Annotated in this window: 13 protein-coding genes and 1 pseudogene; 10 read left to right on the forward strand and 4 right to left on the reverse strand. The window is 65.4% G+C overall.

Going from position 1 to position 14,236, the window contains the following annotated elements; translation table 11 throughout:
* Nucleotides 1-94: 94 nt before the first annotated feature.
* Nucleotides 95-3,364, forward strand: a complete 3,270-nt coding sequence (locus tag BB934_RS13105) for a calcium-binding protein (RefSeq protein ID WP_157934157.1) — start codon at nucleotides 95-97, stop codon at nucleotides 3,362-3,364.
* Between the two features lie 92 nt (nucleotides 3,365-3,456).
* Here the strand turns inward: BB934_RS13105 and acnA are convergent, their stop codons facing one another.
* Complete coding sequence (gene acnA, locus BB934_RS13110) at nucleotides 3,457-6,162, reverse strand: aconitate hydratase AcnA (protein ID WP_099510028.1); 2,706 nt, start codon at nucleotides 6,160-6,162, stop codon at nucleotides 3,457-3,459.
* Nucleotides 6,163-6,384: 222 nt separating this feature from the next.
* Between acnA and ccmA the strand changes: the two are divergent.
* From ccmA to BB934_RS13130, 4 genes and pseudogenes are all read left to right on the forward strand, one after another.
* Nucleotides 6,385-6,987: pseudogene (gene ccmA, locus BB934_RS13115) on the forward strand (heme ABC exporter ATP-binding protein CcmA); the annotation flags it as partial.
* Between the two features lie 182 nt (nucleotides 6,988-7,169).
* Complete coding sequence (ccmB, locus tag BB934_RS13120) at nucleotides 7,170-7,838, forward strand: heme exporter protein CcmB (RefSeq protein ID WP_099510030.1); 669 nt, start codon at nucleotides 7,170-7,172, stop codon at nucleotides 7,836-7,838.
* A 4-nt stretch (nucleotides 7,839-7,842) separates the two neighbouring features.
* Entirely contained in the window at nucleotides 7,843-8,331 is a 489-nt protein-coding gene (locus BB934_RS13125; protein WP_099510031.1) for a GNAT family N-acetyltransferase, read from the forward strand.
* A gap of 144 nt (nucleotides 8,332-8,475) precedes the next feature.
* Nucleotides 8,476-9,357 carry a bifunctional helix-turn-helix transcriptional regulator/GNAT family N-acetyltransferase gene (locus BB934_RS13130; RefSeq protein WP_099510032.1) on the forward strand — a complete coding sequence of 294 codons (882 nt, stop codon included), beginning with the start codon at nucleotides 8,476-8,478 and terminating at the stop codon, nucleotides 9,355-9,357.
* 9 nt (nucleotides 9,358-9,366) lie between these two features.
* On the opposite strand, the gene BB934_RS13135 is transcribed toward BB934_RS13130, so the two are convergent.
* Nucleotides 9,367-10,044 carry an ArsR/SmtB family transcription factor gene (locus tag BB934_RS13135; protein ID WP_099510033.1) on the reverse strand — a complete coding sequence of 226 codons (678 nt, stop codon included), beginning with the start codon at nucleotides 10,042-10,044 and terminating at the stop codon, nucleotides 9,367-9,369.
* Nucleotides 10,045-10,122: 78 nt separating this feature from the next.
* On the opposite strand from BB934_RS13135, the gene BB934_RS13140 reads away from it, so the two are divergent.
* Together BB934_RS13140 and BB934_RS13145 are read left to right on the forward strand one after the other, a co-directional pair.
* A complete protein-coding gene (locus tag BB934_RS13140; RefSeq protein ID WP_099510034.1) occupies nucleotides 10,123-10,452 on the forward strand; it encodes an NIPSNAP family protein in 330 nt (109 codons plus the stop codon).
* The gene (locus tag BB934_RS13145; RefSeq protein ID WP_099510035.1) at nucleotides 10,449-10,814 is read left to right on the forward strand and encodes an antibiotic biosynthesis monooxygenase family protein; all 366 of its coding nucleotides are present in this window, start codon (nucleotides 10,449-10,451) and stop codon (nucleotides 10,812-10,814) included. Before BB934_RS13140 ends, BB934_RS13145 begins: the two co-directional genes overlap by 4 nt.
* Here the strand turns inward: BB934_RS13145 and BB934_RS13150 are convergent.
* The gene (locus BB934_RS13150) at nucleotides 10,798-11,787 is read right to left on the reverse strand and encodes a M23 family metallopeptidase (RefSeq protein ID WP_099510036.1); all 990 of its coding nucleotides are present in this window, start codon (nucleotides 11,785-11,787) and stop codon (nucleotides 10,798-10,800) included. The genes BB934_RS13145 and BB934_RS13150 overlap by 17 nt on opposite strands.
* Nucleotides 11,788-12,241: 454 nt before the next feature.
* Between BB934_RS13150 and BB934_RS13155 the strand changes: the two genes are divergently transcribed.
* From BB934_RS13155 to BB934_RS13165, 3 genes are read left to right on the forward strand one after another with little or no spacing between them, the layout of a single operon-like run.
* Entirely contained in the window at nucleotides 12,242-12,982 is a 741-nt protein-coding gene (locus tag BB934_RS13155; protein ID WP_099510037.1) for a heme ABC transporter permease, read from the forward strand.
* Nucleotides 12,983-12,985: 3 nt separating this feature from the next.
* Nucleotides 12,986-13,141 carry a heme exporter protein CcmD gene (ccmD, locus tag BB934_RS13160; RefSeq protein WP_099510038.1) on the forward strand — a complete coding sequence of 52 codons (156 nt, stop codon included), beginning with the start codon at nucleotides 12,986-12,988 and terminating at the stop codon, nucleotides 13,139-13,141.
* The gene (locus tag BB934_RS13165; protein ID WP_099510039.1) at nucleotides 13,134-13,712 is read left to right on the forward strand and encodes a DsbE family thiol:disulfide interchange protein; all 579 of its coding nucleotides are present in this window, start codon (nucleotides 13,134-13,136) and stop codon (nucleotides 13,710-13,712) included. The genes ccmD and BB934_RS13165 overlap by 8 nt, the downstream gene beginning before the upstream one ends.
* On the opposite strand, the gene BB934_RS13170 is transcribed toward BB934_RS13165, so the two are convergent.
* Nucleotides 13,678-14,166: a YaiI/YqxD family protein gene (locus BB934_RS13170; protein ID WP_099510040.1), complete on the reverse strand. Its 489-nt coding sequence runs from the start codon at nucleotides 14,164-14,166 to the stop codon at nucleotides 13,678-13,680. The two genes, BB934_RS13165 and BB934_RS13170, sit on opposite strands and share 35 nt — an antisense overlap.
* Nucleotides 14,167-14,236: the final 70 nt, after the last annotated feature.

A 14,236-nucleotide genomic window follows, 5' to 3' on the forward strand; every position in this document is an offset into this window, starting at 1 on the left:
GCAAGCCGGAGGTCATATGAAAATTGTCACGATATGATATAGAGAAACTCTCGGGTGAGAGGCCGGACCTTCTCTTCGGGGGAGTGTGCGTGCCATGGCCCAATACCGATTCGATCCGATCTGGAATACCTACTTCCTCGAGGAAGCCGAGAATTTCTCTCTGGTCGACGGCCAGGATCATACCGATCCGAATGCCGGCGTGACCGGCAATGCCTTCGACAACACCATCATCGGCAACGATGCGGATAACCGGCTCGATGGCGGGGAGGGCGCGGACACCCTGGAAGGTGGCGCGGGCAACGACGCCTATGCCGTCGACAATCCCGGTGACGTGGTGATCGAGGCTGAGGACGGCGGCAGCGGCGATTCCGTCACAGCCTACATCTCCTATACTCTCCCCGATCACGTCGAAGTTCTCATTCTCCAGGGATTTGAGAATATCCGCGGCACCGGCAACGGCCTCGCCAACACGCTCCTGGGCAGCGACGGCGGCAGCAACCTGCTCGAAGGCCTGGGCGGGAACGACCGACTGTTCGGGTTCGACGGGGACGACACCCTCGACGGCGGCGAAGGGGCCGACGAGCTCTGGGGCTGGTCGGGCAACGACACCTTCATCGTCGACGATCCCGGCGACGTCGTCAGCGAGGACGAGAACCGCGGCGAGGACCTGGTCATCGCTTCGATCGGCTACACCCTGAGCAACCATGTGGAGCATCTCCGTCTCGTCGGAAGCCAGGGCCTCGCCGGGATCGGGAACGGTCTCGACAACCGCATCACTGGCGACGGCGGCAGCGACACCCTGGAAGGCCGCGACGGCAACGACACGCTCGACGGCGGAGCAGGCATCGATGTGCTGCGCGGCGGCGCAGGGGACGACCTCTATCGGGTCGACAACACGGACGATGTCGTCGAGGAGGAGGATGACGGCGGGATCGACAGTGTCGAGACCTCCGTCAGCTATGCCCTCGCGGCCTTCGTCGAGAACCTCGTCGCGTCGGGGAACGCGGCCATTGCCCTGACCGGCAACGCCCTCGCCAACACGCTCACCGGCAATGCCGCCGAAAACGTGCTCGACGGCGGCGCCGGCGCCGATACCCTGATCGGCGGCGATGGCGACGATACCTACATCGTCGACGATGCGGACAAGATCGTGGAAGTGGCAGAGGGCGGGATCGACACCGTCCGCAGCGCAACGAGCTATGTTCTCGGCGACCACCTCGAAAGACTGATCGCAACGGGTCTCGCGGCGATCACCCTGACCGGCAACGGGCTCGACAACACCCTCATCGGCAACACCGCAGCGAACACGCTCGATGGCGGTGCGGGCGCCGATCATCTGCACGGAGGCGCAGGAGACGATTTCTATATCATTGACGAGGCCGACAACATCACCGAGCTCGCGGGAGAAGGCATCGACACCGTTCTCACCGGCTCGTCCTATGGTCTGGGAGACCATCTCGAAAACCTGGTCGCCGCCGGCACGGCCCCGAGCGACCTGACGGGCAACGGCCTGGACAACAGTCTTACCGGCAATGGTGCAGCCAATGTGCTCGATGGCGCCGCCGGCGCGGACACGATGATCGGTGGAGCGGGCGACGACACTTATCTATTCGATGGCAGCGATACCATCATCGAGCAGGCCGGCGAAGGCATCGACACGGTCATGACGACCGCGTCCTACACGCTGGCCGATCACCTGGAGAACCTGACGGCGCTCGGATCGGCGGCGATCAGCCTGATCGGCAACGCAGCCGACAATCTGATTCTGGGCAATGCCGCCGCCAACACGCTCGACGGCAGCGCCGGTACGGACACCTTGTCCGGTGGAGGCGGTGACGACATGTATGTCGTCGACGACGCCGACACGATCATCGAACTTGCCGGCGGCGGAACGGATACGGTCTACAGCGCATTCAGCCACACGCTCGGCGATCACTTGGAGAGGTTGATCGCAACGGGTCTCGCGGCGGTCACCCTGACCGGCAACGGGCTTGACAACACCCTCATCGGCAACACCGCTGCCAACACGCTCGATGGCGCAGCGGGCGCCGATCATCTGCAGGGCGGTGCGAGAGACGATTTTTACGTCATCGATGCGAACGACAGCATCACCGAGCTTGCGGAAGAAGGCACGGACACGGTTCTCACTCGCGCGTCCTTTGTTCTCGCAGCAAATCTCGAAAACCTTGTCGCCGCGGGAACGGCTTCGATCGACCTGACGGGCAACGGGTTGAGCAACAGGTTGACCGGCAACACCGCGGCAAACGTGCTCGACGGCCGTGCCGGTGCTGACACGATGATCGATGGAGCGGGCGACGACACCTATGTGGTCGACGGCGCCGATACGATCATCGAACAGGCGAATGAAGGCATCGACACAGTTGTGACGGCCGCGTCCTACATGCTCGGTGCCCATCTGGAGAATTTGAAAGCGGCCGGAGCCGCGGCGGTCTCGCTCACCGGCAATGCAGGCGACAACCTCATCCAGGCCAATGCGGCGGCCAACACGCTCGACGGCGGTGCGGGTGCGGACACCTTGTCCGGCGGGGGTGGCGATGACACGTATATCGTCGACGGTGTGGATACGATCGTCGAACTCGCCGGCGGCGGGACGGATACGGTTCACAGCGCGTTCAGCCATGCGCTCGGCAACGCGCTGCAGAACCTGACCGCTACCGGATCCGCAGCGATCTCGCTGACCGGAAATGCGTTGGACAACAGGCTCACCGGCAATGCTGCCGCCAATGTCATCGATGGCGGTTCCGGTTCCGATATCATGGATGGCGGTGCGGGCGACGACATCCTCATCGTCGACAATGCCGGTGATGGCGTGAGCGGCGGCAGCGGCACCGATACGGTTCGGACGTCCATCGACTTCACCCTCGGCGCGGACGTGGAAAACCTCACCGCGGCCGCGGGGATCGCAGCCCTGTCGCTGAAAGGCAACGCGTTCGGCAACAGCATCACCGGCAATGGCGGCGCCAACAGGATCGCCGGCGGCCTGGGCAACGATCAGCTCGGCGGCGGCATGGGCAAGGACGTGTTCGTGTTCGACACCAAGCCGCACAAGAGCACGAACGTAGACAGGATCCTCGACTTCAGCGTCAAGGACGACTCGGTCTGGCTCGAGAACAAGATCTTCAAGAAGCTCGGGACGAAAGGGAGCGAGAAGAAGCCTGCAAAGCTCGCCAAGGATTTCTTCGCTCTCGACAAGGCCAAGGATGCGAACGATCACCTGATCTACAATAAGAAAACCGGCAAGCTCTTCTACGATGCGGACGGTTCGGGCAAAGCCAAGGCGGTGGAAATCGCCACCCTCTCGAAGAAGCTCAAGATGACCGAAAAGGATTTCTTCGTCATCTGACCCGAAACGAAACGGGGCGCTCCGGCATGGAGCGCCCCGCCTGTCGTTGACGCCCGCTCCTCGTCCGAAGAGCGGGCGTTTTGCTATACACGTTACGCCGCAAGCTGGCGCAGGACGTAGTGCAGGATGCCGCCGTTGCGGAAGTATTCGACTTCCTCGAGCGTATCGATGCGGCAATGGACCGGCACGAGCCGCACCGAGCCGTCGGCGGAGGTGACTTCCATCTCCATGCGCTGGCGCGGCTTGATCTCGCCGGCGAGGCCCTTGATGGTGATGGTCTCGTCGCCCTTCAGGCCGAGAGTCTCCCACGAGGTGCCCTGCTCGAACACGAAGGGCGCAACGCCCATGCCGACCAGGTTCGAGCGGTGGATGCGCTCGAAGCTCTCGGCGATCACGGCGCGCACGCCGAGCAGGACCGTGCCCTTGGCCGCCCAGTCGCGGGACGAGCCGGTGCCGTATTCCTTGCCCGCGAGAACGATGAGCGGAACGCCCTCGTCCTTGTAGCGCATGGCGGCATCGTAGATGAACATCCGCTCGCCCGAGGGATGATGGATCGTGTAGCCGCCCTCGACCACGTGGCCGCTCTCGTCCTTCACCATTTGGTTCTTGATGCGGATATTGGCGAAAGTGCCGCGCATCATGATTTCATGGTTGCCGCGCCGCGTGCCGTACTGGTTGAAGTCGGCGACCGCGACCTGGTGCTCCTGCAGATACTTGCCGGCCGGCGAGGCCGCCCGGATGTTGCCCGCAGGCGAGATGTGGTCGGTGGTGATCGAGTCCTGGAAGAGGCCGAGGATGCGCGCGTTCACGATATCCGTGACGGGTTTGGGATCCTTGGTCATGCCCTCGAAATAGGGCGGGTTCTGCACATAGGTCGAGCCGGGCGGCCAGGTATAGGTGAGGCCGGGCTCGAAGGTGACCTTCTTCCAGTTGGCATCGCCCGAGAACACGTCGGCGTAGCGGGTCTTGAACAGCTCGCTTGTGATCGTGCGGTCGATGAACTCCTGCACTTCCACGGAGGAGGGCCAGATGTCCTTGAGATAGACCGGCTTTCCGTCCGAGCCTAGCCCAAGCGGATCGTTGACGAGATCCACCAGCATGGAGCCGGCGAGCGCATAGGCCACCACAAGCGGCGGCGAGGCGAGGTAGTTGGCGCGCACGTCGGGGTTCACGCGGCCCTCGAAGTTGCGGTTGCCCGAGAGCACCGACACGGCGACGAGGTCGTTGTCGTTGATCGCCTTCGAGATGTTTTCCGGCAGCGGGCCCGAATTGCCGATGCAGGTGGTGCAGCCGAAGCCGACGAGGTTGAAGCCGAGCGCATCGAGGTCGCCCTGGAGGCCGGCCTTCCTGAAATATTCCTCGACGATCTGCGATCCGGGCGCGAGCGAGGTCTTCACCCACGGCTTGGAGGTCAGGCCCTTCTTCACCGCGTTGCGGGCGAGAAGGCCGGCGCCGATCATCACGCTCGGGTTCGACGTGTTGGTGCACGACGTGATCGCCGCGATCACCACGTCGCCGTGGCCGAGATCGTAATTGGCGTCGTCCACCTTCACGCGCTTGCCGATCTCGCCGGCCTTGCGGAACTCCTTCTCCATCGCGCCGAGGAACTCGGGCTTGGCGGTGTCGAGGGTCACGCGGTCCTGCGGGCGCTTCGGGCCGGCAAGGGAGGGAACCACGTCGCCGAGATCGAGCTCGAGAGTGTCGGTGAAGACCGGGTCCGCCATGTCGGGGGAAAGCCACATCCCTTGCGCCTTGGCATAGGCCTCGACGAGAGCGACGCGCTCGTCGGTGCGGCTCGTGGTGCGCAGGTAAGCGATGGTCTTGTCGTCGATCGGGAAGAAGCCGCAGGTGGCGCCGTATTCGGGTGCCATGTTGCCGATGGTCGAGCGGTCGGCGACCGTCATGTCGGTGAGGCCGGGGCCGTAGAATTCCACGAACTTGCCGACCACGCCCTTCTTGCGCAGCATCTGGGTGACGGTGAGCACCAGGTCGGTCGCGGTCACGCCTTCCTTCAGCCTGCCGGTGAGCTTGAAGCCGATGACTTCCGGAATGAGCATGGAGACCGGCTGGCCGAGCATGGCGGCCTCCGCCTCGATGCCGCCCACGCCCCAGCCGAGGACGGCGAGGCCGTTGACCATGGTGGTGTGCGAATCGGTGCCGACGAGGGTGTCCGGATAGGCGGTCTCCTCGCCGGTCGCGGTGTCCTTGCGGGTCCAGACGGTCTGGGACAGGAATTCCAGGTTGACCTGGTGGCAGATGCCGGTGCCCGGGGGTACGACGGAGAAGTTCTCGAAGGCGGTCTGGCCCCACTTGAGGAAGCGGTAGCGCTCGCCGTTGCGCTGGTATTCCAGCTCCACGTTGCGGTCGAAGGCCTTCGGCGTCCCGAACTCGTCGACGATCACCGAATGGTCGATGACGAGATCGACGGGCACGAGCGGGTTGATCTTGCGCGGGTCGCCGCCGAGGTTCTTCATGGCGTCGCGCATGGCGGCGAGATCCACCACCGCCGGAACGCCGGTGAAGTCCTGCATCAGGACGCGGGCGGGGCGGTAGGCGATTTCCTTCTCGTCCTTGCCCTTGTTGTCGAGCCAGGCGGCCACGGCCTCGATATCGGCCTTGGTGACCGTGCGGCCGTCCTCGTAGCGCAGAAGGTTCTCGAGCAGCACCTTCATGGAGAAGGGCAGCTTCGAGGCGCCTTTCAGGCCGTTCTTCTCGGCCTCGACGAGGGAGTAATAGGTATAGGACTTGTCACCGACCTGAAGGGTCTGGCGGGCATTGAAGCTGTTGTTGAGCGTCACGGCGAATCCTCGCGTGCATTTGGGTTACGAACAGTTTGTTCGGCCGAAAGCGCGATAAGCGCGCGCCGCTCCGGGGGTGCCCGGACAGGTGAGTAAGCGCGCGAGGCGGATTGGACGCCTTGGCGCGCGGCGCAGCCAGGGGTGCTATAGATCATTTCGAACCATCCCGCTACACGGATTAGAACCGTTCCGGGGTGCAATCAGGGCAGGGGTCTAAGCAGTTTGCGTCTCAGCGTTAACAATTTGGCCTGTACCCGGGGAGAACGCCGCATCTTCGCGGGCGTTTCATTCACCCTTGCGCCCGGCGAGGCCGTGGTGATCACCGGCCGCAACGGCGCCGGCAAATCCTCCCTGCTCGACATCCTGGCGGGCCGCCTGCACCCTGAAGCGGGGGCGATCCGCCTCGAGGGTGCCGGCGAGCGGACCCTGCCCGAATGCCTGCACTATATCGGGCACAGGGATGCCCTCAAATCGGCGCTCACGGCGGAAGAAAACCTCGCCTTCGCCCGCGACTTCCTCGGAAACCCGGCGCTCACCGCGCGCGAGGCGCTCGACGCGGTGGGCCTCGCCCATGCCGCGCGCCTGCCCGTGGCCTATCTCTCGGCCGGGCAGCGCCGCCGGGTGGCGCTGGCCAGGCTGCTCGTCGCTCATAGGCCGCTCTGGCTCCTCGACGAACCGACCGCCGCTCTCGACACCGCCTCCCAGGAAACCCTGCGCGTCATTCTCGAACGCCATCGTGAGAGCGGCGGCATGATCGCGGCCACGACCCATTCGCCGCTGTTCCTGCAGGATGCGAAGGAGATCCAGATCGAGCGCCTTCTCCCTCCCCCCTCTGCGGGGGAGGGTGCCGAGCGGAGCGAGGCGGGAGGGGGGCAGTATTCAAGTCCGGACGTCCCCTCTCCCGGCCCTCCGGGCCACCCTCTCCCGCACCCAAGTCGGGTGTTCCCGACTTGGGCATCAAGAAAGTCTGGATCGGGAACACCCGATCCAGATGGGGGAGAGGGACAATGATCCGCTCCTTCAACGCCCTCCTGATCCGCGACCTGAAGCTTGCCGCCCGTGTCGGCGGCTCGGGCGTCATGGGCCTCATCTTCTTCCTGATGATCGTGACGCTCATCCCCTTCGCGCTCGGGCCCGATCTGAATCTTCTCTCACGCATCGGTCCGGCGATCCTGTGGATCGCGGCCCTGCTCGCAACCCTGATCGGCCTCGACCGGCTGTTCCAGGCCGATCAGGAGGACGGCTCCCTCGACCTGCTGCGTCTCTCGCATGCGCCGCTGGAGATCGTGGTGCTGGCGAAGGTGTTGGCCTATTGGCTCGTGACGGGGCTGCCGCTCGCCATCGCCGCGCCGTTCCTCGGCCTGCTCGTCGCTCTTTCCCCGGAAGGCATGCTCGCCATGGTGGCGACACTTCTGGTCGGCACGCCGGCGCTCACCTTCATCGGCGCAGTCGGTGCGGCGCTGACCTCGTCGCTGCGGCGCGGCGGGCTGATCCTGGCGATCCTGGTCCTGCCCTTCATGATCCCGACCTTGATCTTCGGGGTCTCGGCCGCCAATGCGGCGCTCGGCGGCACGATCCCGTTCATGACGCCCTTCCTGGTGCTCGTCGCCCTGTCACTGATCGCGGCCGTGGTCGGCACGGTGGGCGCGGCCGCCGCCCTGCGGTCGGGGGAGTAGCCGGATGCCGGAACGTCTCGTCCTTCGGATGCGCCGCTCGCTGGCGGATGCCATTCCGGAGCCCCTCTGGCCTGCGGGCATCCGGCTCGTGCCGTTCGAGCCCGACCGGCATGCGCAAAAGGTCCACGCGCTGCTTGTGAAGGCCTATGCGCAAGGCGGCGGCTATGTGGAGCCCTTCGCGATCTGGTGGCCGAGCTTGCGGGACGATTCGGAATACGATCCGACGCTGTGCTTCCTGGCGGCGAACGAGCAGGATGAGCTCGTCGGCGTCGCGCAATGCTGGACGAGCGCCTTCGTCAAGGATCTCGCCGTTGATCCCGCCATGCGCCGTCAGGGCCTGGGTGCGGCCCTGCTGAGCCATGTCTTCCGCGCCTTTGCCGAGCGAGGCGTTCCTTCCGTCGATCTGAAGGTCGATGCGGACAACCCGTCCGGGGCGCTTCGCCTCTATCGATCGCTGGGATTCGAGACGGTCGAGACGTACCGTCTCGGCTAGAGCATTTTTCGGCGAAGCGGATCCGGTTCGCCGCAAAAAAATGCGGCAAACCAAAGAAGAGAGATGATTCCACGCAAGTGGAACCAGCTCTAGGGATCGAAAGCCGCCATTGCACCATGCCAATTCTCTGACTAAAGTCAGAGAATGATCGAGCGTCAGATTGAGCAGGTGCGCCGCTTCAACCGCATCGTCACGCAGCATGTGGGTGCGCTGGAGGAGAGCTATCTCCGGCGCGGCCGCCCCTTGGGACAGGCCCGGCTTCTGCACGAGATCGGGCCGGACGGCATCGAGGTGCGGACCTTACGCGACAGGCTCAAGCTGGATTCGGGCTATGTCAGCCGCCTGCTGCGCGCGCTCGAAGGGCAGGGGCTTGTCGAGATGGGAAGCGGAAAGGCTGACGGCCGGGTCCGACGGGCCGCCCTGACACCGAAGGGGCAGGCCGAGCGGGACACCTATGACACGCTTTCCGACGAACTGGCGGCCTCCTTCCTCGCGCCTCTCGATCCGCCGCAGCGCGAACGTCTCATCCAGGCCATGGCCGAGGTCGAACGCCTGTTGCGGGCCGGCGCGGTGGAGCTGCGGTTCGAGGCAGCGGACAGTGCGGCGGCGCAATCCTGCCTGGAGCAGTATTTCAGGGAGCTCGCCGAACGCTTCGAGATCGGCTTCGACCCGGCCCGGAGCAATTCTGCGAGCGTCGCGGAGATGACGCCCCCGGCGGGGTTTTTCGTGGTCGCCTGGCTCGACGGACAGCCTGCAGGCTGCGGGGCCCTCAAGGTGTCCGACGCCCTGACCGGCGAGATCAAGCGCATGTGGACGGCGCCCTCCGCGCGGGGTCTCGGGATCGCGCGAAAAGTGCTGCGGAGGCTCGAGGAAATGGCGCGCGAGGTCGGCCTTGCGCGGCTGCATCTGGAAACCAACCGTACCCTGACCGAGGCTCAGGCGCTGTATCGCCAGGAAGGCTACGAGGAGGTCGCGCCCTTCAACAGCGAGCCCTATGCCCACCACTGGTTCGAGAAGCGGCTGTAAACGACGTCCCTATGCCGGGCCGAACGCCGCGTCGAACCCCTCCGCGCCTTCGCGGGTGAAGGTGAGCACACGGCCGGCATCGCGCCGGACCCACTGCTTCTCGATCAGCCGGTTGAGGATCGCGGCGCCGAGCGCGCCGCCGAGATGGCTGTGCCGCTCGCTCCAGTCGAGGCAGGCGCGGCAGACCGGGCGGCGGCCCTTCTCCAGCGCGGCCAGATCGATCCCGAAATCGGCGAAGAAGGTGCGGCCCTTGCCGGTCAGGGCGAGATCCTCGCGATCCGAGAGGAGACCCTGCCGCTGCGCTCCATTCAGCATCGCGACACCGCGCTCGCCGGCGAGGTGGTCGTAGCAGACGCGGGCGGATCGCAGCGCCGCATCCTTCGGGCCGGTCCGCACGCGGGTCGCGCCCGTGCGCTGGGCGAGGCCCATCAGGGCCTCGAGAACCTGGGCCACGTCCGGCCCCGAGAGCCGGAAATAGCGGTGCCGCCCCTGCTTCTCCGCGACGAGGAGGTTCGCCGCATCGAGCTTGGCGAGATGGCCGCTCGCGGTCTGGAGCGTGACGCCCGCGGCCTCGGCGAGTTCGCTCACGGTGAGCGCGCGCCCGTCCATGAGGGCGGTGAGAATGTTGGCCCGGGCCGGATCGCCGAGAAGCGCGGCCACGGAGGCGATGACGGGACCTTCCTTCATACTTCGATCATAGCCGAACCATCGACGTCGGGCAATCGGCTAGAAAAGAGCGTGCTTTCGACAGACAGGATTTTTCAGATGATCACCTGCTTCATCCGCTACGAGATCGACCCGTTCAAGGTGGACGCCTTCAACGAATATGCCCGCAACTGGGGCCAAGCCATTCCCCGCTGCGGCGCCGATCTGATCGGCTATTACGCGCCGCATGAGGGTTCCGCCACCACGGCGTATGGCGTCTACAACATCGGGAGCCTGGCCGAATACGAGGCCTATCGCGCCCGCCTGAAGAACGATTCCGCAGGGCGCGCCAATTACGAATTCGCTAAAAGAGAAGAGTTCATCCGCCGGGAGGACCGGATCTTTCTCCGGCTCGCCTCGGCGCCTCATGCGGAGCTTATCAAGCCATGATCGCGGTGATCTTCGAAGTCTGGCCCGATGGAGAGGACGGCAAGCGGGATTATCTCGGCCTCGCTGCGGCGCTCCGCTCAGACCTGACGGGCATGGACGGCTTCATCTCCGTGGAGCGCTTTCAGAGCCTCACCGAGCCCGGGAAACTCCTGTCGCTGTCGTTCTGGCGCGACGAGGACGCGGTGCGGGCCTGGCGCAACCTGCCCTCCCATCGCTCGACGCAGGGCGCTGGCCGCGCCGGCGTTTTTCGCGATTACCGTCTGCGGGTGGCGGCGGTGATCCGCGATTACGGCCTGACCGAGCGCGCGGAGGCGCCCGCCGACAGCCGCGAGGTGCACGAGGGCGTCACGGGCGTAAGGTAATCCCGAAGGCCTGCTCGATGGCGGGCCTGCCGTCGCGCTCGACGCGGTAGATCGCCCGGTAAAGCCCGGGGCGAAAGCCACCGGCCGGCTGCTTGATGCCGGCAAAGGCCATCCACTGCGCCTTGGCGCGGTCGAGCGGCGGGGCCTTGTTCTGGGCGATCGGCTTGCCGTCGGGATCAACTAAGGTCAGCGTCTGCACGTCGCCGCCTTTGAGCCCGATGGCGCGCACATAGGCCACGAGGGCCGGCGATTTCGTCGTCGGAATCTCCTGCCCGGCCGCGCCCGATTCGATACCATCCATCGTCACGGGGCCGGTGGCAAAACCCTTGTTCAGCACGCTGCCGCCCTGATAGGCCAGCGCCCGTTGGAGCGAGGCCTCCCACAGGGACTTGCCGCCGCCGCAGGATTTTTCCGGCGCGCCATAGGCGAAGGGATCGACCGGCTTGCCGTCCTTGCGCAGGGTGAAATGCAGATGCGGAAACTCGGTCATGCCGGACAACCCGATCCGCCCGATCCGGTCGCCGGCTTTCATCGCATCGCCTGGCTTCACCGCGAGGCTGCCCTTGGCCATATGGCAGTATTGCGTTTCCCAGCCATTGCCGTGATCGACCACCGCACCGTTGCCGCATTCGGTGTTGGCGACGCTCTCCCGCCCGCGCCCGGTGATCGAGACGTCCTCGACTCCGTCGCGGACGCGCAGCACCTTGCCGTCAGCGGCCGCGACCACATCGACGCCGGCCTTCTGGGCGGCCATGGTCGGAATCCGGATATCGGTGCCGTTATGGTCCTCATAGGTGAGGGTGCCGCATTGGTAATCGCTCACCGCCGGCGACGGGTCGCGGTCGACGTAATGCTGGATGAAGCAGTCGCGCCCGATCTCACACGCCACCGGCAGGCGCAAGGCGATGTCCTGCGCCGCGGCGGGGCAGGCGAGAAGAGCAAGGCCGATGAGGCTCGGAAAACCAGGACGCATGATCGCTCCGCAACAGTGATGCGGGACTATAGGCCGGTTCGCATGGCGGATGAAGGGCAGGTTCTTCTTCCATCCCCCTTGCGGGGAGGGATCGAGGGTTGGGTCGGAAAGTCGGAGCACTGCCCTTCTCCACTTGGGAACACGCTCTTACAGCGATTCACCTCTCCCCAGTGGGGAGAGGTCGAGCGCAGCGAGGGTGAGGGGGCACAGGTCTATCCGAATAAGGCGTAACCCCTCACCCGCGCCTCCGGCGCGACCTCTCCCTCAAGGAGAGGTGAACCCGCGCCCTACCTATCCGAGTGCTGAGGAAGCCGCGGCCAGGCTCCTACGCATATGTCCTGAATGCCCAACGCCGTCGGATGCCCCTAAAAGCCTCGCGTCCTGTCGAAAACGTTATGCGGCTTGCGGCGTTCTCTCCGTTGCAGGCGCAGCCCGAGACCGCTACATCGAGCCCATGATCCGAGAGCTTGCCAATCCGACCCGCTTCATGAGCCTCAGCGGCGCGCTGCTGCCGTGGATAGGCGGGCTGGCGGCGCTGCTCATGGCGGTCGGTCTCTACATGGTCTGGTTCACGGCGCCCGCCGATTACCAGCAGGGCGAGACGGTCAAGATCATGTATATCCATGTGCCAGCGGCCTGGCTGTCCCTGTTCTTCTACATGATCATGGCATCGTCGGCGCTCGGCAGCCTGGTCTGGCGCCATCCGCTGGCTGACGTCTCGCAGAAGGCGGCAGCCCCCATCGGTGCCGCCTTCACCCTGATCTGCCTCGTCACCGGCTCGCTCTGGGGCAAGCCCATGTGGGGCACCTACTGGCAATGGGATGCCAGGCTCACCTCCATGCTGGTGATGCTGCTGATCTATCTCGGCATCCTGGCGCTCTGGCGCGCCATCGAGGAGCCGAACCGCGCCGCGCGCGCCGTTTCGATCCTCACCCTCGTCGGCGCGGTGAACGTGCCGATCGTGAAATTCTCGGTCGATTGGTGGAACACCCTGCATCAGCCGGCCGCCGTGTTCCGCCTCGACGGGCCGACGATCCATGCCTCCATGCTCGTGCCGCTGCTGATCATGGCGCTCGCCTTCACCCTCGTCGGCGTGGCCCTGCATCTATCGGGCATGCGCACGGAGATCCTGCGCCGCCGGGTGCGCACGCTCACCATCCTCGAGGCCGAGCGCCTCGACGTACAGGCGGCTTAAACAATGTCGCACACATTCTTCATCGCGTTCTCCTATGTCCTGACGGCTCTGGTCATGACCGGCCTGATCCTGCGCGCCGTCATCGACCACCGCATCCAGGTGCGCGCGCTGGCCGATCTCGAAGCGCGCGGCATCGGCCGGAGGTCGCGCCATGGCTGAGGCCGTCGAGCGCCCGCGCTCGCGCTTGCTCTTTCTGCTGCCGGCGCTGGTCTTCGTCGCGCTGGTGCTGCTCTTCGGCGTGCAGCTGATCTCAGGCCGCAATCCCGCCGAGGTGCCTTCGGTCCTGATCGACAAGCCGGTCCCGGTCTTCAGCCTCGCGCCGCTCGAAGGCCTGCTCGCCAACGGCCAGCCCGTGCCCGGCTTCTCGAACGCGGATCTCAAGGGCCGCGTGACGGTGGTGAATGTCTGGGCGTCGTGGTGCGCACCCTGCCGCCAGGAGCATCCGCTCCTGGTCGATCTCGCCAGGGACCCGTCGATCCGCGTGGTCGGCATCAACCAGAAGGACAATCCCGACAACGCCCGCCGCTTCCTCGGCACGCTCGGCAACCCATATGCGGCCGTCGGCGTCGATCCGAACGGCCGCGCCTCCATCGACTGGGGCGTCTACGGCGTGCCTGAAACCTTCATCATCGGCCCCGACGGCACCATCCGCCACAAGCATATCGGGCCCCTGACGCCGGAGAATTTTGGGGCGTTCAAGGAGAAGCTGCGCCAAACCCCGCGCGCTTGAGCCGGTTGATCGCCACGTCCAGCGCCGAGAGGAAGGCCGAGCGGTCTTTTGGCGAAAACGCCTTCGGCCCGCCCGTCACCTCGCCCATGGCGCGCAGGTCCTCCATCAGGTTGCGGGTGGCGAGCGCCATGCCGATGGAGGCTTGCGTGAAGGGTTTTCCGGTCGGGCCGATCACCTCGGCTCCGGCCTTCACGCAGCGGCTGGCCAGCGGGATGTCGGCGGTGATCACGATGGCGCCGCGCCCGGCGCGCTCGGCGATCCAATCGTCGGCGGCATCGAAGCCGCTGCTCACCACCACGCGCTCGATCAGCGGATCCTGCGGCACCTGGAAAAAGGAATTCGAGACCACGAAGACCTTCAGGCCGTGACGTGCGGCGACCCGGTAGATCTCGGCCTTCACCGGGCATGCATCGGCATCCACATAGATGGTGATTGCTTGGAAGGTCTCGTCCATGGACCATATATTCCTGTGACATGCGGGGATGATGCCGGGCCTGACCGGCAGGAAGGAATGGCGTAACCAA

Source organism: Microvirga ossetica (assembly GCF_002741015.1).
GTDB classification, from domain to species: Bacteria; Pseudomonadota; Alphaproteobacteria; order Rhizobiales; family Beijerinckiaceae; genus Microvirga; species Microvirga ossetica.

What these genes read in the sequence shown, in the direction of transcription:
- BB934_RS13105 (WP_157934157.1), top strand. Translation starts at nt 95, where the DNA reads ATGGCCCAATACCGATTCGATCCGATCTGGAATACCTACTTCCTCGAG.
- ccmB (WP_099510030.1), top strand. Translation starts at nt 7,170, where the DNA reads ATGATCCGCTCCTTCAACGCCCTCCTGATCCGCGACCTGAAGCTTGCC.
- BB934_RS13125 (WP_099510031.1), top strand. Translation starts at nt 7,843, where the DNA reads ATGCCGGAACGTCTCGTCCTTCGGATGCGCCGCTCGCTGGCGGATGCC.
- BB934_RS13130 (WP_099510032.1), top strand. Translation starts at nt 8,476, where the DNA reads ATGATCGAGCGTCAGATTGAGCAGGTGCGCCGCTTCAACCGCATCGTC.
- BB934_RS13135 (WP_099510033.1), bottom strand. Translation starts at nt 10,044, where the DNA reads ATGAAGGAAGGTCCCGTCATCGCCTCCGTGGCCGCGCTTCTCGGCGAT.
- BB934_RS13140 (WP_099510034.1), top strand. Translation starts at nt 10,123, where the DNA reads ATGATCACCTGCTTCATCCGCTACGAGATCGACCCGTTCAAGGTGGAC.
- BB934_RS13145 (WP_099510035.1), top strand. Translation starts at nt 10,449, where the DNA reads ATGATCGCGGTGATCTTCGAAGTCTGGCCCGATGGAGAGGACGGCAAG.
- BB934_RS13150 (WP_099510036.1), bottom strand. Translation starts at nt 11,787, where the DNA reads ATGCGTCCTGGTTTTCCGAGCCTCATCGGCCTTGCTCTTCTCGCCTGC.
- BB934_RS13155 (WP_099510037.1), top strand. Translation starts at nt 12,242, where the DNA reads ATGATCCGAGAGCTTGCCAATCCGACCCGCTTCATGAGCCTCAGCGGC.
- ccmD (WP_099510038.1), top strand. Translation starts at nt 12,986, where the DNA reads ATGTCGCACACATTCTTCATCGCGTTCTCCTATGTCCTGACGGCTCTG.
- BB934_RS13165 (WP_099510039.1), top strand. Translation starts at nt 13,134, where the DNA reads ATGGCTGAGGCCGTCGAGCGCCCGCGCTCGCGCTTGCTCTTTCTGCTG.
- BB934_RS13170 (WP_099510040.1), bottom strand. Translation starts at nt 14,166, where the DNA reads ATGGACGAGACCTTCCAAGCAATCACCATCTATGTGGATGCCGATGCA.